The sequence below is a fragment of the Nonomuraea sp. C10 genome (assembly GCF_008017515.1).
Lineage (GTDB): Bacteria > Actinomycetota > Actinomycetes > Streptosporangiales > Streptosporangiaceae > Nonomuraea > Nonomuraea ferruginea.
This window is the reverse complement of sequence record NZ_VPFF01000001.1, coordinates 6,173,047-6,192,386: the sequence shown is the minus strand read 5'-3', so window position 1 is coordinate 6,192,386 and position 19,340 is coordinate 6,173,047. Positions and strand designations below refer to the sequence as shown.

Sequence of the window (19,340 nt, the reverse complement as noted above, 5' to 3'; positions counted from 1 at the left end):
CAGCGGACCGCCGCAGGTAGCGCATCTACGGCCCTCGCCTGACGGCGAGGGCCGTGGCCTATGGAGAAGTCTTGGAAGAACGCACGGCCGGCCCCAGCCCGAGCGGCGGCAGCCGCACCGGCCGCAATCTCCCCGCCGCGATCGGTGTCGGCCTCGGACTCGCCGCCCTGGTCCTGATCTCCCTCTACACCGTCAAAGAGCTCTTCCTGGTAGTGGTCACCGCGGCGGTCGGCGTCGGCGTGGTGGAGCTGGTGCGGGCGTTCGCCACCCGCGGCATCCGGGTGCCGGCCGCGCCGGTCCTGGCCGGGCTGGCCGCGATGCAGGCAGCCGCCTACTGGGGCGGCGGGGTGTGGCTGCTCGGCACGTTCGTGGTGTTCGCGCTGGTGCTGCTGGTGTGGCGGATGTTCGCCGACGGCACCGACGGCTACGTGCGCGACGCGACGGCGTCGGTGTTCATCCTGTTCTACCCGGCGTTGCTGGCGGGGTTCGTGGCGCTGCTCCTGGCGCCTGACGACGGCAGCCACCGGGTGGTGGTCTTCATCGCGGTCACGGTGGCCAGCGACACCGGCGGTTACGCCGCGGGGGTGCTGTTCGGCAGGCATCCGATGTCGGTGATCAGCCCGAAGAAGACCTGGGAGGGCTTCGCCGGTTCGGTCCTGGCCTGCACGGTCGTGGGCGCGTGGCTGGTGACGTGGCTGCTCGGCGGCGAGTGGTGGCAGGGCGCGCTGCTCGGCGCGCTGGCCGCGGCGCTGGCCACCATGGGCGACCTGATCGAGTCGATGATCAAGCGGGATCTCGGCATCAAGGACCTGGGCTCGATCCTGCCCGGCCACGGCGGGCTGATGGACCGGCTCGACTCGCTGGTGGCCACGCTGGTGCCGGTCTGGCTGCTGCTCTCGCTCTTCGTCTAGCCGGTCAGGGCCTCGGCGGTGATCGGGGTGAGCCAGAGCCACCGTACGGCCTCCCCGCCAAACGCAAACCCCGACATATCCGGCATGTCAGGGGGGTCGGCCTGCATGAGCACCCCGGAGTACTGCGGCCCCAGCGGGAACGTGTCCGGCTCGTGATACCACTTGGCGGTGTGGCCGTGGCCGAGCCAGGTCACCGAGTGCCACGGATACTGCGCCAGCCACACCAGCAGCAGCGCCGCGTCGCGCGGGTTCGCGCGGGTGGCCACCGCCAGCTCGATCCTGGCGTACGCGCCGGGCTGGTCGATCCACTGCTCCACCGTCGGCATCCGCTGGCAGCTCATCCCCACCGTCGACAGCACGCTGAACACCCGGTCGCCGTGAGCCGGGCGCTCGGTGATGCCGACGGTCGGCAACCGGTCACCGGCGGCGTCCCAGTAGCGGCCGGACGGGCCCAGCACCCGGTCCAGATGGCCCATCACGAACTGCTGGAACGACGGCCACGACCCCTCGGAGTAACGCCAGCGCCAGTAGGACCCGGCATTGGCGATGCGCGGGCTCAGCCCTTCGAGCGCCTCCGACAGCGCCCACGCGAACGGCGACTCGCCCACCGCGTCCCGGGCGTAACCGGGCATGCCCCGATGCATGTCGGCCCAGCCCGGGATGACCGCCAGCAGATCGTCCTCCTCGTACAGGGCCACCCCGTCACCCTCCTCGAACCAGAGCGGGGTGAGCTGGCCCAGCGGCCGGCGCCCCCCGGGGTGGAGGGTGTTGGCCCGCGGCATCAGCGGCGGCAGGCCCGCGTTGATCCGCGCCAGGTCGACCACGTCGGGGGCGGCCCGATGGTTGGCCAGCCAGCAGGCGCCGTGCACGGTGCCGTCAGGAGAGCACAGGTAGGCGACCGAGGCGTCCTCGTCGCGCTCGACCACGAGCGTCCGGCTCCCGTACGGGTTGCCGGCGGTGAGGACGACCTCGGTGTGCCCCTCGCCCGACGCAGACCGGAAAATCGCCATACGGGGAAACTGTAGATCCGCGAGTCGCTCTCGTGCGAGCCTTACCCCGATCGGGAGCGCCGGGTGACGGCCATGGAATTCGCCCCGCCGGGCAAGCGTTCACTACCCTGGTCGGCAATCCCCGTGACAAGCAGAGGCAGGATCGTGTCCCAGCAGCCAGGCCAGCTCACCTTCGTCGCCCCGCGCAGGGCCAAGCCGGCTCGCCACCTCGCGGACCTGTCCATGGCCGACCGCCGCGCGGCCGTCACCGAGCTGGGGGAGAAGGCGTTCCGCGCCGACCAGCTCTCCCGCCACTACTTCGAGCGGCTGACCGCCGACGTGCAGGCGATGACCGACCTGCCCGCGGCCTCCCGAGACAAGCTGTCGGAGCTGCTGCCGCCGCTGCTCACCTCGGTGCGCGAGCAGACCACCGACCGCGGCACGACCCGCAAGACGCTGTGGCGGCTGTTCGACGGCGCGCTGGTCGAGTCGGTGCTGATGCGCTACCCCGACCGCGTGACGATGTGCGTGTCGTCGCAGGCCGGCTGCGGCATGAACTGCCCGTTCTGCGCCACCGGCCAGGCCGGGCTGACCCGCAACATGTCCACCGCCGAGATCGTCGAGCAGGTGGTCGCGGGCGCCCGCGCCCTCGCGGCGGGCGAGGTGCCCGGCGGCCCCGGCCGGGTGAACAACGTGGTGTTCATGGGCATGGGCGAGCCGCTGGCCAACTACAAGCAGGTGATCCAGGCGGTCCGCCGCCTGGTCGAGCCCGCCCCCCACGGGCTGGGCATCTCCGCCCGCGGCGTCACCGTCTCCACGGTCGGGCTGGTACCCGCGATCGGCAAGCTCGCCGACGAGGGCCTGCCGGTCACGCTCGCGCTGTCGCTGCACGCCCCCGACGACGAGCTGCGCGACACGCTGGTGCCGATCAACACCCGGTGGAAGGTGGCCGAGGTGCTCGACGCCGCCTGGGCGTACGCGGCGAAGACCAAGCGGCGGGTGTCCATCGAGTACGCGCTGATCAAGGACATCAACGACCAGGAGTGGCGGGCCGACCTGCTCGGCAAGCTGGTCAAGAACAAACTCGTGCACGTCAACCTGATCCCGCTCAACCCGACCCCCGGCTCGAAGTGGACAGCGTCCCGGCCGGAGGACGAGCGCGCGTTCGTCAGGCGGCTGGAGCTCCACGGCGTGCCGGTGACGGTCCGCGACACCCGCGGGCGCGAGATCGACGGCGCCTGCGGCCAGCTCGCCGCCGCCGAGTGATCTACGGCCTGGTACGGCGGAGCCACGCGTACGCCGCCAGGCCGAGCAGACACCAGACCAGCGAGATGGCGGCCAGCTCGGGGAGCTGGGCGACCAGCCGTTCGGCGCTCGCGGCGCGCATCCACACCGTGAGCGGGACCGTGAGCCAGTGCAGCGGCGACGCGCTGATGAGCAGCATCGCGACGAACCCGGACACCAGCGCCATGATCGACAACGCCGGCGACGGCAGCAGGGCGCGGCTGGTGAGCGCCCCGAGCGTGAGGCCCGCCAGCGCGCTCAGCGCGTGCAGCACGATCCCGGCGGCCAGCACCGGCCCCGGGGGCGTGGCGCTCATCCCGAGCAGCACCCCCCAGAACAGGGCCAGGGCGGCGAACGCGGCGCACGCGGTCAGCGCGGCCAGCAGCCCGGCCGCCAGCTCCCGGCCGCGGCCGCCCGCCAGGGCCGCGGACATCTCCCGCTGCCGGTCCGGCTCGGTGTCGAGCAGGCTCCGGGCGGCCCAGGCCAGGAGCGGGACGATCAGCACGGCCGAGTCCGCCAGGACGGCCGCCTCGTGGCCCGCGGGCGCCCGGGTGGCGTAGACGACGGCCAGCGCGGCCAGCAACGCCAGCAGCGCCTGATGGACCCGGTGCGACCGGACGTAGGCGGCCAGCCGGAACGCGCTCAGAGCGATCACCGGGACTCCTCCCCGCTCACCGGGCGGGCAGGGTATCCCTCACCGCGCATCCGCTCCAGAAAGGCCCCCAGATCCCCGACCGGCACGGTCACCTCCACAGCGACCCCACCTCTGTCCACACCCACTCCGCCATCAGCAGAACCTCCTACGGCCCTTCCGCCGGCCTCACCGGCGGGACTACCGACAGTCGTCGCGGTCGTGTCGGGCGTGACCGCGGGTTCTCCGGCGATGCCCTCGACGGCGTCTTCAGCGGGTCCTTGAGGGGTGGTTCCGGCGAGCTTTCCCGCGAGTACGGGGGTGCGTGCCGGGGTCGTCTCCACGAGGCGTCCGTCCGTGATCGTCCAGTGGCGCAGGGACGGGAGGTCGCGCAGGCCGCCCTGGTGGTCGGCGGTCACGACGATGGCGCCGCGCGCCGACAGTTCGGCCACGATGGGCGGGAGTTCGTCGCGGGTGCCGGAGTCCAGCCCGGCGAACGGTTCGTCGAGGAGCAGCAGCCCCGGCTCCGCCATCAGCGCCTGTGCCAGACCGACCTTGTGCGCGCTGCCCTTGGACAGCTCGCGCAGCCGCACGCCCAGCAACTGCTCCATGTTCAGCCGCTCCGCCCACGGACGCCACCGCCCGCCGCACACGCGCGCCATGTGGTCGAGGTAGCCGGACACGGTGAACGGCTGCTCGCCGGGGAACCGGTCGGGGGCCAGCCCGACGGCGGCCGGGCGGCCGGTGATGGCGCCGCCGGTGGGCCTGAGCAGCCCGGCGAGCAGGCGCAGCAGCGTGGACTTGCCCGCGCCGTTGGCCCCGGTGAGCTCGACCACGTCGCCGGGGGACAGCTCGGCGGCGGCCTCACGGATGACGGATGGATCACGTCTTCGATAGCGGAAAGACACGTCGGTCAGGCGCATGGTGGTCTTTACCATAGACACCGGCCCGCAGGGCCGGGATAAAAGGACCCCAGAGGGCGACCCCCCGTCAGGACCCAGAAGGAGTGGGCTTGAACCGCTTTCCGCGCGTCATGGGTATGCGTTCAGGCTATGACCCCGCCGAGGTCGACGCTCTGATCGAGCGGATCGAGGCCACGCTGGGCAGAGGCTCACTCGACGCCGAGCCCGTGACCGCCGACGAGGTCCGCGCGGCCACCTTCCGCTCCCGGCGCCGCGGCTATCAGGAGACGGCGGTCGACTTCGCGCTGGAGGCGTTCGTGGTGGCGCTGGAGACCATGACCCAGCGGCCGGTGCGGCTGGCCCTCGCCGAACCCACGGGCGAGCTGCTGCGCGAGGAGTGGTTCGAGAGCCAGGCGGCCCGCGTGGAGAAGGTGATGTTCCGGTCGGCCCGCATGGCCACCGGCTATCACGAGGACGAGGTCGACGCCTTCCTCGACCGGATCGTGGCCACGCTGCGCGGCACCACCCAGTATCCGGTGACGGCCAAGGAGGTGCGCGAGGTGAAGTTCGGCACCGTCGTGCTGCGGCCCGGCTACCTGATCGCCGACGTCGACGCGTTCCTGGCGGGCATCGCCGACGTGCTGGAACAGCGCGCCTGACCCCGGCGGTACGCACCCGCCGGCGTGCACGGACGCCCGGCTCGGGCGGATGGTGCAGTGTCGCCGGCCTTTACAGGCGTAGCCCGGACTCCAGGTGCTCCAGGGCCCTGTCGATCTCCGCGGGACCGTCCATGGCGGGGGTGTGCGCCCACTGCGTCCACACCATCGCCACCACCCCGAAGACGGCGCCGACGGCGTTGCGGACCCCGGGGTCGTCGGCGGCGCGGCCGGCCCGGTCGGCCACGGCCGCGCAGACCTCGCGGATCAGCCCCGGGCTCCTGCGCAGGTTGGCCACCACCAGTTCGGGCACGGTGGCCGCGAACACCTCCCGGGCGTGACCGGCGGCGATCTCCTCTTCGGACAGGGCGGCGAACGCCGCGCGGAACGCGCCGCGCAGCACGGGGACCGGCTGGCCGGGCGGCTGGACCGCCAGCGCCTCGACGAGCGGCGGGAACCGGTCGAGCGTGACCAGGTCCTCCTTCGACGGGAAGTAGCGGAAGAAGGTGGCGGGGGAGATCTCGGCCGCCTCGGCGATCTGCTCGACGGTGGTGGCGTGGTAGCCGCGCTCGCGGAAGAGCCGGAACGCCTCCCGCAGGATCGCCTCCCGGGTCTTCGCCTTCTTGCGCTCGCGCAGCCCGCCGTCAGCCATGCGAAAAATCTTACCGTACGTGCAAATGATGGTTTACTCTCAACTGAGAGATTACTTTCATATTCGTCCGGGAGACGCCATGGGTGATGACATCAACGGCCTGCACCACGTCGGCCACATCGTGCGGGACCTGGGTGAGGCGACGGAGAGATACCGGCAGCTCGGTTTCGCCGTGGGGACGCCCGCCTACCCCGTCCTCCAGGGTCTGTCCGGCGGTGCGGCCGAGCCGGTCGGCGTGGCCAACGCGCACGTGTACTTCCCCGGTGACTTCGTCGAGCTCGTGGCCCTCGTCGACGCCGGCCGGATGCCGGGAGCGGCCCGGCCGATCCCGCTGCGGGTGCCCGACGACAAGCTGGCGGGACTGGCGGCCGCCGTCCGCGCCACCGCCGCTAACGTCGTGACCTTCCTCGACCGGTTCCAGGGCGTCCACATCGTGATCGCGGACACCTCTGACATCGACGGCCTCGCGGCGCGGTTGACCGCCGCCGGAGTCGGGCACGGCGGCGTCCACGCCGTCCAGCGTCCCGTCGAGACCCCCACGGGGATCACGATGGAGCCCGCGCGCTACGTCGAGATCTCCGCCCCCGGCCTGCCGGGCCGCGTGCCGGAGGGGCGCATCGGCTTCGCCCAGAACGCGCCGGTCGCCGTTCCCGACCGGCATCCCACCCACCCCAACGGCGCGACCGGGCTGATCGGATGCGTCCTGTGCGTCGACGACCACGCCCTCCCCGACCTGACACACCGCTACAGCACCTACTTCGGCCAGCCCTGGGAGGACTTCAGGCAAACGGCGGGTGCCCACGGCGGGACGCGCGGCGACCTCGGGCCAGTGGTGGGTGACCTCGGTGGGGCGCGTGATGACCTCGGCCGAGCGGTGGGTGGCCTGGTGGTGCGGTTCCGTCGGGCGGGTGTGACGGTTGTGGGGGCGTCGGCGCTGGATGGGCTGCTGCCGGGTGAGCGGCCGGCCGGGCTGCCCGGGTTCGTCGCCTACGCGGTGTCCGTGCGCGACCTCGACGCCGCCGAAAGGCTTCTGCGTGGCAACGGCGTTCCCGTGGTCAGGAGCGGGCCTGGGGAGGTGTTCGTGCCCGCCGACGCCGCGCTGGGCGTCGCGGTCGTCTTCCGTCAAGAAGACTGAGGACGGTCAGACCCGGGCTCGGCCCTCGCTGAAGTCCTCCCGGTTCAGGAGGGCCACGATCACCGAGGCCACCGGTGAGGCCAGGAAGGCGCCGGCGATGCCGAAGAGCAGGCTGCCGACCGCGATCGCGATGAGGATCACCGCCCCCGGCAGGTCCAGAGCCTTGCCGTAGATCTGGGGCGCCAGCACGTGCCCCTCGATCTGCTGCACGAGCACGGTGACTCCGACCACGATGAGCGCGATCAGCCAGCCCTTGGCCACGAACGCCACCACCGCCGCCAGCAGACCGGCCGTGAACGCGCCGACGATCGGCAGGAACGCGCCCACCCAGGTCAGCACCGCCAGCGGCACCGCGATCGGCACCCCGAGTATCCACAGCGCGCCCCCGATGAAGAACGCGTCCACCGCCCCCACGATGGCGACCCCGCGGATGTAGCGGCCGATGACGCCGAACGCCACCGGCCCGGCCTCGCGCAGCCGCTGCCTGGCCCCGGCTGGGAACAGGCCGGTCAGCCAGTGGAAGAGCCGGTCGCCGCCGTGCACGAAGTAGATGCCCAGGATGACCGCCAGCACGGCCCCCACGATGATCTCGGTAGCGGTGCGCACCCCGGCCACCGCGCCGGTGGTGATCTGCTGCTGGCGCTGCTCCACCCACTGCCGGCCCTGGGCGACGAGGTCCCCGAAGTCCAGGCCGAAGTTGGCGGCCAGCGCGTGCAACTGCTCCAGGACCGTGCCCACGCTGGCGCGCAGCTCGGCCAGGCCGCTGATGGTGGTCGGCACCAGCAGCGCGAACAGCCCTCCGGCCAGCAGCAGGCCGCCCATGAACGTGATCACGGTGGCGAGCGACCTGCCCAGGCCGCGCCGCATCAGCCAGCGCGCGGGCGGCGCCAGCAGCGCGGCGATGAACAGTCCCACGATGATCGACAGGACCACCGTGCCCACGTGGGTCAGGCAGTAGAGCACCACGGCGGCGATGCCCACCCAGCCCAGTGCGCGCCAAGGGTCCATCGTCGCCTCCCCCGAGATCAGGCCCGGACAGTGGCCTTCCCTCGGGGCGGCTGCGGCAACCCTGCTGGTCAGCCCGCTGGCGGGGTCAGCCGGCGGTGCTGGTCGCGCTTCGCGGTCTCGTACGCGGTCCTGGCCTCGCGGCCCGTGCCGGTGCTGGAGACCTCCGCGACCGGGACGTCCCACCAGGCCTCGGACGACGGGCTGTCGATCGCCGGGTCGGCGCGCACGTACACGACGGTCACGCCGCGGGACGCGCGGGCCGTGTCGAGCGCCTTGCGCAGCTCGGCCAGGGAGCTTGGGCGCAGCACGGTCGCGCCCAGGCTGGCCGCGTTCGCCGCGAGGTCGACCGGGAGCGGCCCGCCGTCGTAGCGGCCCTCGCCCCGGTAGCGGTACGCGGTGCCGAGCCGTTCGGCGCCGACGCTCTCCGAGAGGCGGCCGATGGAGGCGAAGCCGGAGTTGTCGACCAGCACCACGGTCAGCTTGACGCCCTCCGCGACGGCCGTGACCAGCTCCTGGGCCATCATCAGGTACGAGCCGTCGCCGACCATGACGAAGACCTCGCGCTCCGGGGCGGCCAGCTTGACCCCGAGCCCGCCGGCGATCTCGTAGCCCATGCACGAGTAGCCGTACTCGACGTGGTAGCTTCCCGGCCCGCTGGGCCGCCAGAGCTTGTGCAGGTCGCCGGGCATGGACCCGGCCGCGCAGATGACCACGCCGTCGTCGCCCGCCGCCGCGTTCACCGCGCCGATGACGGCGGGCTGCGGCAGCGGGTCGCCGTCGAGCGCGTACGCCGCGTCGACGGCGGAGTCCCAGGCCCGCGACAGGCCGGCGGCGCGGGACCGGTAGTCCTCGCCGGTGGCCCAGCCCGAGCACGCCGCCGCCAGGTCCGCGAGTCCTTCGCGGGCGTCGGCGACGAGCTGCAGCCCGGACATCTTGGCGGCGTCGAAGCCGGTGATGTTCAGGTTGACGAACCGGGCCTCCGGCGCGAACAGCGAGTGGGAGGCCGTGGTGAAGTCGCTGTAGCGGGTGCCGACGCCGATGATCAGGTCGGCCTCGCGGGCCAGCGCGTTGGCGGCCGTGGTGCCGGTCGCGCCGATCGCGCCCATCGCCATCGGGTGGCCGTGCGGCAGCGCGCCCTTGCCCGCCTGGGTCTCGGCGACCGGGACGCCGAACGTCTCGGCGAAGGCCCGCAGCTCGCCGGTGGCCTCGCTGTAGATCACGCCGCCGCCGGCCACGATCAGCGGCCGGGACGCGGCCTTGACCAGCTCGGCGGCCCTGGCCAGCGCGGACCGTTCGGGGCGCGGCCTGGGGATGTGCCAGACGCGCCGGGCGAACAGCTCCTCCGGCCAGTCGGCGGCCTCGGCCTGCACGTCCTGCGGCAGCGACAGCGTCACCGCGCCCGTCTCGGCCGGGTCGGCGAGCACCCGCATGGCCGCCAGCAGCGCCGCCGGGAGCTGCTCGGGCCGGTTGACCCGGTCCCAGAAGCGGGAGACCGGCTTGAAGCAGTCGTTGACGGAGACGTCGTAGGAGCGCGGGTCCTCCAGCTCCTGCAGCACCGGGCTCGCCACCCGGGTGGCGAAGATGTCGCCGGGCAGCAGCAGCACGGGCAGCCGGTTGATGGTCGCGGCGGCCGCGCCGGTGACCATGTTGGTCGCGCCGGGGCCGATCGAGGTGGTGCAGGCCAGCGTCGACAGCCGGTTGGCGGCCCGCGCGTACGCGGCGGCGGTGTGCACCATGGCCTGCTCGTTGCGGCTCAGATAGTAGGGCAGGCCGGGGCCGGAGGTGGCCAGCGCCTGGCCGATGCCGGCCACGTTGCCGTGGCCGAAGATGCCGAAGACGCCGCCGAACATCCGGTGCTCGACGCCGTCGCGCTCGGTGTGCTGGGCGGCGAGGAAGCGCACCACCGCCTGGGCCACCGTCAATCTCACCGTCAATGTCACCGGCAGCTTCACGAGGTCCTCCCGAAGGGCAGCCGGGGGTCGATGTCCTGGCCGTCCCAGGTGGCGCGGATCCAGGCGTGGCGGGGGTCGTCGCAGAACGCCATGGACCGCTCACCAGCGGGGCCGGCCAGTACGTTCAGGTAGTAGAGGTCGTAGCCGGGCGCGGCCATGGACGGGCCGTGGTAGCCGTACGGCACCAGCACCACGTCGCCGGAGCCCACCTCGGCCAGGGTGTCGATCTGACCCCGCTCGGAGGAGTAGACGCGCTGGTAGCCGAGCCCCTGATCGGCCACCTCGAAGTAGTAGATCTCCTCCAGGACGGCCTCGCCGGGGTTCGCCGTGTCGTGCTTGTGCGGCGGGTAGGACGACCAGTTGCCGCCGGGGGTGAGCACCTCGACGGCGACGAGCTTGTCGCAGGCGAGGACGCCGGGCGCGGCGAAGTTGTTCACCTGGCGGCTGGCCTGGCCGGCGCCGCGCAGCTCCACCGGCACCGCCGAGGCGGGCACGTGGCGCGGCTCCAGGCGGCGGGTGGCACGCGCGGACGGCAATGCGATCCGGCCCGTACCGGTCAGCGTCACATGCTCAGAAATCGGGATATAGGCGAAATCGGAGGGCCCGGCGAACACCGAAGGCCGCCCGGCCAGCTCGAAGACCCGCGAGCCGTCCGCCCCGACCGTCACCGTGCAGGAGCCCGACAGCGGCAGGACGATCATCTCCTCCTCGCCGGTGTCGAACGACACGGGAGCCCCGGCCAGGTCCACCACCCGCAGGCCCGAATAGTCCCAACCGGCCAGCGACGGCGTGATCTCCACGGCCCACGGCCCGTTCGCGGCCTTGCCGTACGGAAGAAATGTCATGATCCAGCCTCTCGAACCAGTGCGGCGGCGCCGTCCACGGCGGTGGCGACGTCATCGTCCGGAGGGTAGAGCAGGGCGCGGCCGACGACGAGCCCCCGCACGCCCGGCAGGCGCAACGCGCGCCCCCAGTCCGCGAAGGCGGCCGCCGCGTCCGGCGGGTCGCCGCCGAGCAGCAGCGCCGGCAGCGTGGTGGCGGCCATGACCCGCTCCATCTCGGCCACCGCCGGGATCTTCAGCCAGGTGTAGGCCGAGGTGACGCCGAGCGCCTGGGCCACGCTGATGGCGCGGATCACCGCGTCGGGGGACAGGTCGTTGCGGACCGCCCCGGTCTCGGTGCGCGTCGTCCAGAACGGCTCCACCATCGCCACGAGCCGCCTCCTGGCCAGATCGGTGACGGCGCGGGCGCACGACTCCAGGGTGGTGACGCTGGCGGGGTCGGACGGGTCGATGCGGCACAGCATCTTGCCGCCGTCGAGCCGCATCTCGTCGATGGCGGCGGCGTCGTAGCCGGTGAACCGGTCGTCCAGCTCGAACACCGAGCCCTGCAGGCCGCCCCTGTTCATCGAGCCGAAGGCCAGCTTGCCCTCCAGCGCGCCGAGCAGCAGCAGGTCCTCCAGCACGTCGGGGGAGGCCAGGATGCCGTCGACGCCGGGCCGGGCCAGCGCCACCCGCAGCCGGTCGAGCAGGTCGGTCCGGCTGGCCATGGCCAGCGGCCGGTCGCGCACGGCCAGCGCGCCGCGCGCCGGGTGGTCGGCCGCGACGATCAGCAGCCGCCCGCCCTCGCCCGGCAGCTCACGCCGCTGACGGCGGGCCGCGGCCTGCGCGATCGCCCCGGGCCTGGTGGCGCGGATGTGGGTGAGCTCCTCGTACCGCGTCGTTCTGGGCAGCGTGACGTCGCTCAAGGACGCACCTCGCTCCGCGGGCCGGGAGCGGCCTCTCCGGCGGTGGTCGCGGGCCGGCCCTCCAGCAGGGCCAGCACCTCGCCGGTGGTCGGCATGGCCTCCGCGCAGGCCAGCCGCGCCGCCACGTGGGCGCCCGCCGCGTTGGCGAAGCGCACCGTACGCTCCAGCGACCAGCCGCGCACCAGCCCGAGGCAGACCGCGCCGCCGAAGGCGTCGCCCGCGCCCAGTCCGTTGACCACCTCGACCTGGACCGGCTCGGCCACCACGTGCTCTTTCCCGCTGCGGGCCAGCACCCCGTCGGGGCCCATCTTCACGATCGCCACCTCCATCCCGGCGTCGAGCAGCGCCTGCGCCGCCGCCTCCGGGTCGCGGGTGCCGACGGCGATCTCGACCTCGTCGAGGTTGCCCACGGCCACGTTCGCGTGCGGCAGCGCGCGCCGGTATTCGCGCTCGGCCGCCTCGCGCGACTCCCACAGCATCGGGCGGTAGTCCAGGTCGAACACGGTCCATCCGGACGGCGCCGTCCGGGCCGCCAGCGCGGCGGCGTGCGCCGAGCGGCTGGGCTCCTGGCTCAGCCCGGTCCCGGTGAACCAGAAGACCGGCGTCCGGCGGATCGCGTCCAGGTCGAGCGACTCGGGGGTGATCCGCAGGTCAGGCGGATGCTCGCCCCGGTAGAAATAGATCGGGAAGTGGTCGGGCGGGAAGATCTCGCAGAACGTGACCGGCGTGGGCGGCCCCTCGACCGTCCCCACGAAGACGTCGTCGACACCGAATCCGCGGATCGCCTGCCGTACCCACTCCCCGAAGGGGTCGGCGCCCACGGCGGTCACCACGGCGGGGCGCAGGCCGTGACGCGCCGCGGCGACCGCGACGTTCGTCGGGCTGCCGCCGAGGAACTTGCCGAAGGACTCGACGTGAACCAAGCTCACGCCGGTCTGCAGCGGATAGATGTCGACGCCGCAGCGTCCCATCGTGATCAGGTCGAACAACGCACCTCCAGAGCTGGAGCTTCCGGCAGACACTATGGCATATTGTCATGACATACGGATGTCCGCTATGTTTCTCAACTGTGCCCCGTGCCGTATTCCGAAGGGCCCCGTGGGCACGCTCCCCGGAATCAGCCAGGACTTTTACGTCATATACATGTCATGACATATTGGCCCTGACTTCCTCCCTTATGGACGTGTCGGAGGGTTTGCAGAATGGTGCGGAACAGGTCGATGGGTGTGGTCGCGGTGCTCGCCGCGTCCGCGCTGGGACTGGCCGCGTGCGGCCAGTCGTCCGGTGATGGCGGCGAAGGCGGCGCCATCGAGTTGACGATCGCCCAGAACGCCATCGCCGGAGGCAAGAACGCGGCGGCGGCCGACCACATGGCCAACTGGGTGATCCCCAAGTTCGAGGAGGCCCAGAAGGCCAAGGGCAAGGACGTCACGGTCAAGTTCGTTCCCAGCGGCGTCGACGACGAGCAGTACAAGACCAAGCTCTCCCTCGACCTGAAGTCAGGCAAGGGCGCCGACGTGATCGACATCGACGGCATCTGGGCCGGGGAGTTCGCCGAGGCGGGCTACATCAAGCCGCTGGCGGAGGTCGCCGGGCCGGAGGCCGAGAGCTGGGAGGGCTGGCAGCAGATCCCGGAGGCCGTCCAGGGCCTGGCCACCTACAACGGCAAGAAGTACGCCCTGCCCGTCGGCACCGACGGCCGCGTGCTCTACTTCAACAAGACGCTCTTCCAGAAGGCCGGGCTGCCCGCCGACTGGCAGCCGGTGAGCTGGCAGGAGGTCCTCGACGCGGGCGAGAAGCTCAAGTCGTCCGGCGTCCCGGTGCCGATCCAGATCAACGCCGGCACCGCCATGGGCGAGGCCACCACGATGCAGGGCGTGCTCCCGCTGCTGGCGGGCGCCGGCGGTGAGGTGCAGGTGGACGGCAAGTGGACCGGCGCGGCGCAGCCGCTGAAGGACGTGCTCGGCCTCTACCAGAAGGTCTACGGCGGCAGCGGCCTCGGTGACCCGAAGCTCCAGCAGGAGGCCAAGGGCCGCGACAAGTCGTTCCAGCAGTTCGCCGAGGGCAAGGTCGGCATCCTCCTGGAGGGCGACTACTTCTGGCGCGGCGTGGTCAACCCCAAGACCGGCGTCGCCCCGATGGCCGACCGCGAGGAGGTCGTCGGCTACGCCAAGATCCCGGCGATCGAGCCCGGCAAGGGCATCCGCGGCCAGGACTTCGTGAGCATGTCCGGCGGCGCGCTGCGGACGCTCAACCCGAACAGCAAGCACCCGAAGGAAGCCTTCGAGCTGCTGGCCTTCACGCTGTCGGCGGACGCGCTGAAGGAGGAGACCAAGGACGGCAACGTGCGCATCACCCCGCGCACCGACGTCAACAAGGAGATCCTGGCCGGCGAGCCGCTGCTGACCTACATCTCCGACGAGGTGCTCCCGCTGACGGCCTACCGGCCTCCGGTGGCGGTCTACCCGCAGGTGTCGGTCGCGCTCCAGGAGGCCACGGCCGCGGTCGCCGGCGGCACGGCCGCCGACCAGGCGGCCGCCGACTACCAGAAGAAGCTCGAAGGAATCGTCGGTGGCGCAGCAAACGTCGCCTCCTGACACGAAGGCCCTCGACGAGTCGCCCGCCCGCGGCTACAGCTCCGACGCCGCGGGCCTGGGCAGGCTGCGGGCGGGGGCCTTCGTGGCGCCCGCCCTGGCGCTCATCGCGGTCTTCCTGGTCTTCCCGGCGCTCTGGGTCATCTACCTGGGGCTGATGAACTACCGGCTGACCGGGATCGCCGCGGCCGAGCCGCAGTTCGTCGGCCTGGACAACTACCTCAAGGCGCTGTCGGACCCGGGGTTCTGGAACTCCACCGTGCTGACCTTCCAGTTCGTGCTGGGGTCGGCCGTCATCGGGCAGGTGGTGCTCGGCTTCACCCTCGCCTGGCTGATGCGCAACCGCCGCGGCACGCTGAAGAGCGTCGTCGAGGGCGTGGTCATCCTGGCCTGGATCCTGCCGAGCGCGGTCGTGGCGTTCCTGTGGGTGGCGCTGCTCGACCGCGACAGCGGCACGCTCAACGCGCTGCTCGGCATCCCGGGCTTCGCCTGGCTGCTCGACTATCCGATGCTGTCGATCATCCTCTTCAACACCTGGCGCGGCACCGCGTTCTCGATGATGCTCTACGGCGCCGCGCTCGGGAACGTGCCGCCCTCCCACCTGGAGAGCGCCAGGCTGGCCGGGGCGTCCGGCTGGCAGCAGTTGCGTGACGTGGTCTTCCCGCACATCCGCGGGCACATCCTGACCAACCTGCTGCTGATCAGCCTGTGGACGTTCAACGACTTCGGGCCCTTCCTGCTCACCGCGGGCGGCCCGGAGAACAAGACGGAGATCCTGGCCGTGTACGTCTACAAGACCGCGCTCCAGGCCGGTGACCTGGGCTACGGCGCCGCGATCTCCACGATCATCCTGCTCATCAACCTGGTCGTGGCGATCTTCTACCTGCGGCTGCTCAGGAGGAAGGGATGACGCGGTTCGTCGCCGGCCGGATCGGCTTCTACACGCTGGTCGCGTTACTGCTGGCCTTCTTCACGATCCCCCTCCTGTGGCTCGCCTCGGCGCCGTTCACCTCGAACCCCACGTACGAGGTCCGGGTGCCGGACTTCACCTGGGAGAACTTCCAGATCATCCTGGATCACCCGTACGCGCTCGGCTCGCTGGTCAACTCGCTGATCCTGGCCATCGGCACGGCGGTCCTGGTGGTGGTGATGTCGGCGCTGGCCGCCTACGCGCTCAGCCGGGTGCGGCTGCCGGGCCGCGACGCGCTGCTCTACGCGCTGCTGCTGCTCTCGTCGATCATCACCGGCACGGCCGCGATGGTGCCGCTGTTCCAGCTCGCCATCGAGCTCGGCCTGATCGACTCGCACACGGGCCTGATCCTGATCATGACCGGGGGCCTGCTGCCCGCCGCGATCTTCATGATCAAGGACTTCATGGACACCACGCCGAAGTCGTACGAGGAGTCCGCGCGGGTCTTCGGCGCCTCGCCGCTGCAGATCGTCCGCCACGTGGTCGTCCCCGTCGTCCGGCCCGGCCTGGCCACGATCGCCGTGTGGACGATCGCGAACGTGTGGGGCAACTTCCTCATGCCGTACCTGCTGCTCAGCGACGTCGAGAAGCAGCCCGCCGCGGTGATCATGTACACCCTCTACACCGAGGGCGGCCAGGCCAACCTCAAGGTGCTGTCCACGTTCGGCCTGCTCTACTCGGTCCCCGTGGTGCTCATGTACCTGTTCGTCAGCAAGAAGTACGGCTTCCGCTTCCACGGAGGGATCAAGCGCTGAAATGGCCGCAATCGAACTTCGGGGCCTGACCAAGGTCTATCCCGGTGGAGTGAAGGCGCTCGACTCGCTGGACCTGACCATCCCCGACGGCGAGTTCTTCGCCCTGCTCGGCCCCTCGGGCTGCGGGAAGACGACGCTGCTGCGTACCATCGCCGGTCTGGAGACCGCGACCGGCGGCGCGGTCGTCATCGGCGGCCGCGACGTGACCAGGGTGCAGCCGGGCGGCCGCGACGTCGCCATGGTCTTCCAGGACTACGCGCTGTTCCCGCACATGGACGTCACCGACAACATCGCCTATCCGCTGCGGATCAAGAAGGTCGCCAAGGGCGAGCGCCGGGCCAAGGCGGAGGAGGTGGCCGCCCGGCTGGGCCTGGAGAAGCTGATGGACCGGCGGCCCGGCCAGCTCTCAGGCGGCCAGCAGCAGCGCGTCGCGCTGGCGCGGGTGATGGCCACGCAGGCGCAGGCGTTCCTGTTCGACGAGCCGCTGTCCAACCTGGACGCCAGGCTCCGCCTGGAGGCCCGCACGTTCCTCAAGAAGCTCCAGCGTGAGCTGGGCGTCACCACCGTGTTCGTCACCCACGACCAGGCCGAGGCGCTGGCCATGGCCGACCGGATGGCGATCATGGAGGCGGGGCTCATCCGCCAGATCGGCACCCCCTCCGAGGTGTTCCAGCGGCCCGCCAACACCTTCGTCGCCGGATTCATCGGCTCGACTCCGATGAACCTGCTGGACGCCGTCGCCCGGGGTGACACCCTTGAGGTGGCCGGGTGCAAGGTGCCCGTCCCCGCCTCGGCGGAAGGACTCGTGGTCGACGGGGAGAAGCTCGTGTACGGCGTGCGCCCTGAATACATGACCTACCAGGCCGGAACCGTCGAAGGCGGCCTGACCGGCAGCGTGGTCATCCTGGAGAACCTCGGCGCGTCCCACCTGGTGACCCTGGACGTCGGCGGCGTCACGGTGCAGGGCGTGGTGGCCGAGGGTGAGGAGCCCGCGCTGGGCGAGCAGGGCGCCGTGGTGCCGAGAAGCGACCGCGCGCTCGTCTACCGCGATGGTGAGCTGGTGGCCGCATGACCGTCATCAGGGGCCGCTGGAGCCTGGACGACCGGCTGGAGCGCATCCTGCGCGAGGTGCCGTTCGAGGTGCCGGCGGGCACCGCCGCTGTCACCGTCCGGCTGTCGTACGACCGTTCCCAGGGCGTGCTCGACCTGGGCTGCGCCGGGCCGGGCGGCTTCCGCGGCTGGTCCGGCGGGGCCCGCGACGAGTACACGATCACGCCCGGCTGGGCCACGCCCGGCTACCTGCCCGGCGAGCCCGAGACCGGCGAGTGGCAGGTGTGGCTGCGCCTGCACCGGATCCCGCCGCAGGGTCTCGACTACACGCTGGAGATCCGTACCGAGACCACGCCCCCGCCGCCCGAGGAGGAGGCCGAGCCCGCGCACGGCGAGCGGCCGCCGCGGCGCGACGTCCCCGACCTCGACGGCCTGCGCTGGTTCGCCGGCGACTTCCACGCCCACACCGTCCACAGCGACGGCCAGCTCACCATCGCCGAACTGGCCGAGCTGGCCCACGGGCGCGGCCTGGACTTCCTGGCCGTCACCGACCACAACACGGTCAGCCACCACCCCGGGCTGGCCAAGACCGACCGGGGCATCGCGCTGCTGCCCGGCCAGGAGGTCACCACCGACCGCGGGCACGCCAACGTGTTCGGCGACGTCGGCTGGGTCGACTTCCGCGATCCGGCCGACTCCTGGGTGGCGCACGCCGAGCGCGCGGGCGGGCTCATCTCCATCAACCACCCGCTCGGCGGCGACTGCGCCTGGCTGCAGCCGCTCACCCGGCGACCCAGGATCGCCGAGGTCTGGCACTCCGGCTGGTGGGACCGGCGCTGGGGCGCCCCCCTGGCCTGGGCCGACGCCTGGCATCCCGACCTGGTGGCGATCGGCGCCAGCGACTTCCACCGGCCCGGGGCAGACGGCCTGCCCGGCTCGCCCACCACCTGGGTGCTCGCCGAGGACACCGGCGCGGTGTTCGCCGCCGTCGCCGAGGGCCGCACCGCCATATCCGCCGGGCCCGACGCCCCCCTGCTGCTGCGCCTGGGCGACGAGCTGCTCGCCCTGGACGCCGACGGCCTCATCCTGGTACGCCCCGGCGGCGAGCGCCTGGTCATCCGCGGCGACAGGGTGCTGCTGCCCGCCGCGGAAGGACGGCACCGCCTGGAAACCTACGAGAACGAGGTGATGGCGCTATGCGCCTGATCAGTGTCGCCAACGCCCCCGTGAGCTTCGGCGTGTTCGAGCTGAGCGACGCGCCGCCGCCCCTGACCTCCGCCGAGATGGTCTCGGCCATCGCCGGCGCCGGCTACGAGGGCATCGACCTCGGCCCCATCGGCTATCTCGGCACCAAGGACGACCTGGCCGAGCGGCTGGGCGGGCTGCTGCTCGCCGGCGGCTGGGCCGACCTGCGCTACGGCGACGCCGGCGAGTTCGGCAATGGGCTGGACGCCCTGGACGCCACCCTGGAGGTGTTCGCCGCAGCCCCGCCCGCCCCGGACCATCTCAAACCCCGGCCGACGCTCGGCTGCTCCGGTTCGCCCGCGCGCTTCGCCCGCCCCGGCGGGAACGCTCCAGGGCTGGAGCCGGGGGAGTGGGCCGGATACGCCTCCCGCGTCCAGGAGGCGGTCCGGCGCTGCCGCGACGCCGGCTTCGAGCCCGCCTTCCACCACCACCTCGGCACGTACGTCGAGACCCCCGAGGACGTGGAGCGGCTGCTGGAGCTGACCGACGTGCAGCTCTGCCTCGACACCGGCCACCTGCTGCTGGCCGGGGGAGACCCGGTGACCGCGCTGCGCGACTGGTCGGGCCGGATCGGCCACGTGCACGTCAAGGACGGTGACCGGGCGATCCTGGCCCGCGCCCTGGACGACGGCGTGGACCTGCGCGAGCTGATGGGCCGGGGCGGCTTCGCCCCGCTCGGCGAGGGCGAGCTGGACCTGCCCGGCGTGGTGCGGGCGCTGGAGGAGACCGGTTACACCGGCTGGGTGATCATCGAGCAGGACACCCTGCCCGGCAGGCGGTCAGTTGCCCAGAACATCACCGATCAAGCCGCCAACCGCGAGAAGCTACGGGAACTCGGACTTTGACGTCACGCTGGAGG

General features: G+C 72.0%; 19 protein-coding genes. 10 read left to right on the top strand and 9 right to left on the bottom strand.

The genetic code is table 11. From position 1 onward, the window contains the following. The first annotated feature begins 71 nt into the window (after positions 1-71). Positions 72-911, top strand: a complete 840-nt coding sequence (locus tag FR742_RS28345; protein ID WP_148033760.1) for a phosphatidate cytidylyltransferase — start codon at positions 72-74, stop codon at positions 909-911. On the opposite strand, the gene FR742_RS28340 is transcribed toward FR742_RS28345, so the two are convergent. After that, positions 908-1,921: a suppressor of fused domain protein gene (locus FR742_RS28340; RefSeq protein WP_148033759.1), complete on the bottom strand. Its 1,014-nt coding sequence runs from the start codon at positions 1,919-1,921 to the stop codon at positions 908-910. The genes FR742_RS28345 and FR742_RS28340 overlap by 4 nt on opposite strands. A 144-nt stretch (positions 1,922-2,065) precedes the next feature. Here FR742_RS28340 and rlmN point away from each other — a divergent pair, with 144 nt between their 5' ends. Continuing rightward, positions 2,066-3,166, top strand: a complete 1,101-nt coding sequence (rlmN, locus tag FR742_RS28335) for a 23S rRNA (adenine(2503)-C(2))-methyltransferase RlmN (protein WP_148033758.1) — start codon at positions 2,066-2,068, stop codon at positions 3,164-3,166. Position 3,167: 1 nt separating this feature from the next. On the opposite strand, the gene FR742_RS28330 is transcribed toward rlmN, so the two are convergent. Together FR742_RS28330 and FR742_RS28325 are read right to left on the bottom strand one after the other, a co-directional pair. Beyond that, a complete protein-coding gene (locus FR742_RS28330) occupies positions 3,168-3,839 on the bottom strand; it encodes a hypothetical protein (RefSeq protein WP_148033757.1) in 672 nt (223 codons plus the stop codon). Continuing rightward, the gene (locus tag FR742_RS28325) at positions 3,836-4,738 is read right to left on the bottom strand and encodes an ATP-binding cassette domain-containing protein (RefSeq protein ID WP_148033756.1); all 903 of its coding nucleotides are present in this window, start codon (positions 4,736-4,738) and stop codon (positions 3,836-3,838) included. The genes FR742_RS28330 and FR742_RS28325 overlap by 4 nt, the downstream gene beginning before the upstream one ends. A gap of 83 nt (positions 4,739-4,821) precedes the next feature. Between FR742_RS28325 and FR742_RS28320 the strand changes: the two genes are divergently transcribed. After that, positions 4,822-5,376: a DivIVA domain-containing protein gene (locus FR742_RS28320; protein ID WP_261808790.1), complete on the top strand. Its 555-nt coding sequence runs from the start codon at positions 4,822-4,824 to the stop codon at positions 5,374-5,376. A gap of 70 nt (positions 5,377-5,446) precedes the next feature. On the opposite strand, the gene FR742_RS28315 is transcribed toward FR742_RS28320, so the two are convergent. Continuing rightward, positions 5,447-6,025 (bottom strand): TetR family transcriptional regulator, encoded by a 579-nt coding sequence (locus FR742_RS28315; RefSeq protein WP_148033754.1) that lies wholly within the window; start codon positions 6,023-6,025, stop codon positions 5,447-5,449. A 79-nt stretch (positions 6,026-6,104) separates the two neighbouring features. Here FR742_RS28315 and FR742_RS28310 point away from each other — a divergent pair, with 79 nt between their 5' ends. Then, on the top strand, positions 6,105-7,160 hold the full coding sequence (locus tag FR742_RS28310) for a VOC family protein (protein WP_148033753.1): 1,056 nt from the start codon (positions 6,105-6,107) through the stop codon (positions 7,158-7,160). Positions 7,161-7,166: 6 nt separating this feature from the next. On the opposite strand, the gene FR742_RS28305 is transcribed toward FR742_RS28310, so the two are convergent. From FR742_RS28305 to iolC, 5 genes are all read right to left on the bottom strand, one after another. Continuing rightward, a complete protein-coding gene (locus FR742_RS28305) occupies positions 7,167-8,168 on the bottom strand; it encodes an AI-2E family transporter (RefSeq protein ID WP_148033752.1) in 1,002 nt (333 codons plus the stop codon). Between the two features lie 68 nt (positions 8,169-8,236). Beyond that, positions 8,237-10,120, bottom strand: coding sequence for a 3D-(3,5/4)-trihydroxycyclohexane-1,2-dione acylhydrolase (decyclizing) (gene iolD, locus FR742_RS28300; RefSeq protein ID WP_261808789.1), 1,884 nt, complete (start codon positions 10,118-10,120; stop codon positions 8,237-8,239). Beyond that, a complete protein-coding gene (gene iolB / locus FR742_RS28295) occupies positions 10,117-10,965 on the bottom strand; it encodes a 5-deoxy-glucuronate isomerase (protein ID WP_148033751.1) in 849 nt (282 codons plus the stop codon). The genes iolD and iolB overlap by 4 nt, the downstream gene beginning before the upstream one ends. Continuing rightward, complete coding sequence (locus tag FR742_RS28290) at positions 10,962-11,867, bottom strand: deoxyribose-phosphate aldolase (RefSeq protein WP_372452508.1); 906 nt, start codon at positions 11,865-11,867, stop codon at positions 10,962-10,964. The genes iolB and FR742_RS28290 overlap by 4 nt, the downstream gene beginning before the upstream one ends. Further along, positions 11,864-12,856, bottom strand: coding sequence for a 5-dehydro-2-deoxygluconokinase (gene iolC / locus FR742_RS28285; RefSeq protein WP_261808788.1), 993 nt, complete (start codon positions 12,854-12,856; stop codon positions 11,864-11,866). The genes FR742_RS28290 and iolC overlap by 4 nt, the downstream gene beginning before the upstream one ends. A 213-nt stretch (positions 12,857-13,069) precedes the next feature. Between iolC and FR742_RS28280 the strand changes: the two genes are divergently transcribed. From FR742_RS28280 to FR742_RS28255, 6 genes are read left to right on the top strand one after another with little or no spacing between them, the layout of a single operon-like run. Beyond that, positions 13,070-14,464 (top strand): extracellular solute-binding protein, encoded by a 1,395-nt coding sequence (locus tag FR742_RS28280; protein WP_261808787.1) that lies wholly within the window; start codon positions 13,070-13,072, stop codon positions 14,462-14,464. Then, positions 14,439-15,371: a carbohydrate ABC transporter permease gene (locus tag FR742_RS28275; protein WP_148033750.1), complete on the top strand. Its 933-nt coding sequence runs from the start codon at positions 14,439-14,441 to the stop codon at positions 15,369-15,371. The genes FR742_RS28280 and FR742_RS28275 overlap by 26 nt, the downstream gene beginning before the upstream one ends. Then, complete coding sequence (locus tag FR742_RS28270; RefSeq protein ID WP_148033749.1) at positions 15,368-16,186, top strand: carbohydrate ABC transporter permease; 819 nt, start codon at positions 15,368-15,370, stop codon at positions 16,184-16,186. Before FR742_RS28275 ends, FR742_RS28270 begins: the two co-directional genes overlap by 4 nt. A gap of 1 nt (position 16,187) precedes the next feature. Then, entirely contained in the window at positions 16,188-17,258 is a 1,071-nt protein-coding gene (locus FR742_RS28265; RefSeq protein ID WP_148033748.1) for an ABC transporter ATP-binding protein, read from the top strand. Then, complete coding sequence (locus FR742_RS28260; RefSeq protein WP_187281340.1) at positions 17,255-18,442, top strand: CehA/McbA family metallohydrolase; 1,188 nt, start codon at positions 17,255-17,257, stop codon at positions 18,440-18,442. The genes FR742_RS28265 and FR742_RS28260 overlap by 4 nt, the downstream gene beginning before the upstream one ends. Further along, complete coding sequence (locus FR742_RS28255; RefSeq protein WP_261808786.1) at positions 18,433-19,326, top strand: TIM barrel protein; 894 nt, start codon at positions 18,433-18,435, stop codon at positions 19,324-19,326. The genes FR742_RS28260 and FR742_RS28255 overlap by 10 nt, the downstream gene beginning before the upstream one ends. Positions 19,327-19,340: the final 14 nt, after the last annotated feature.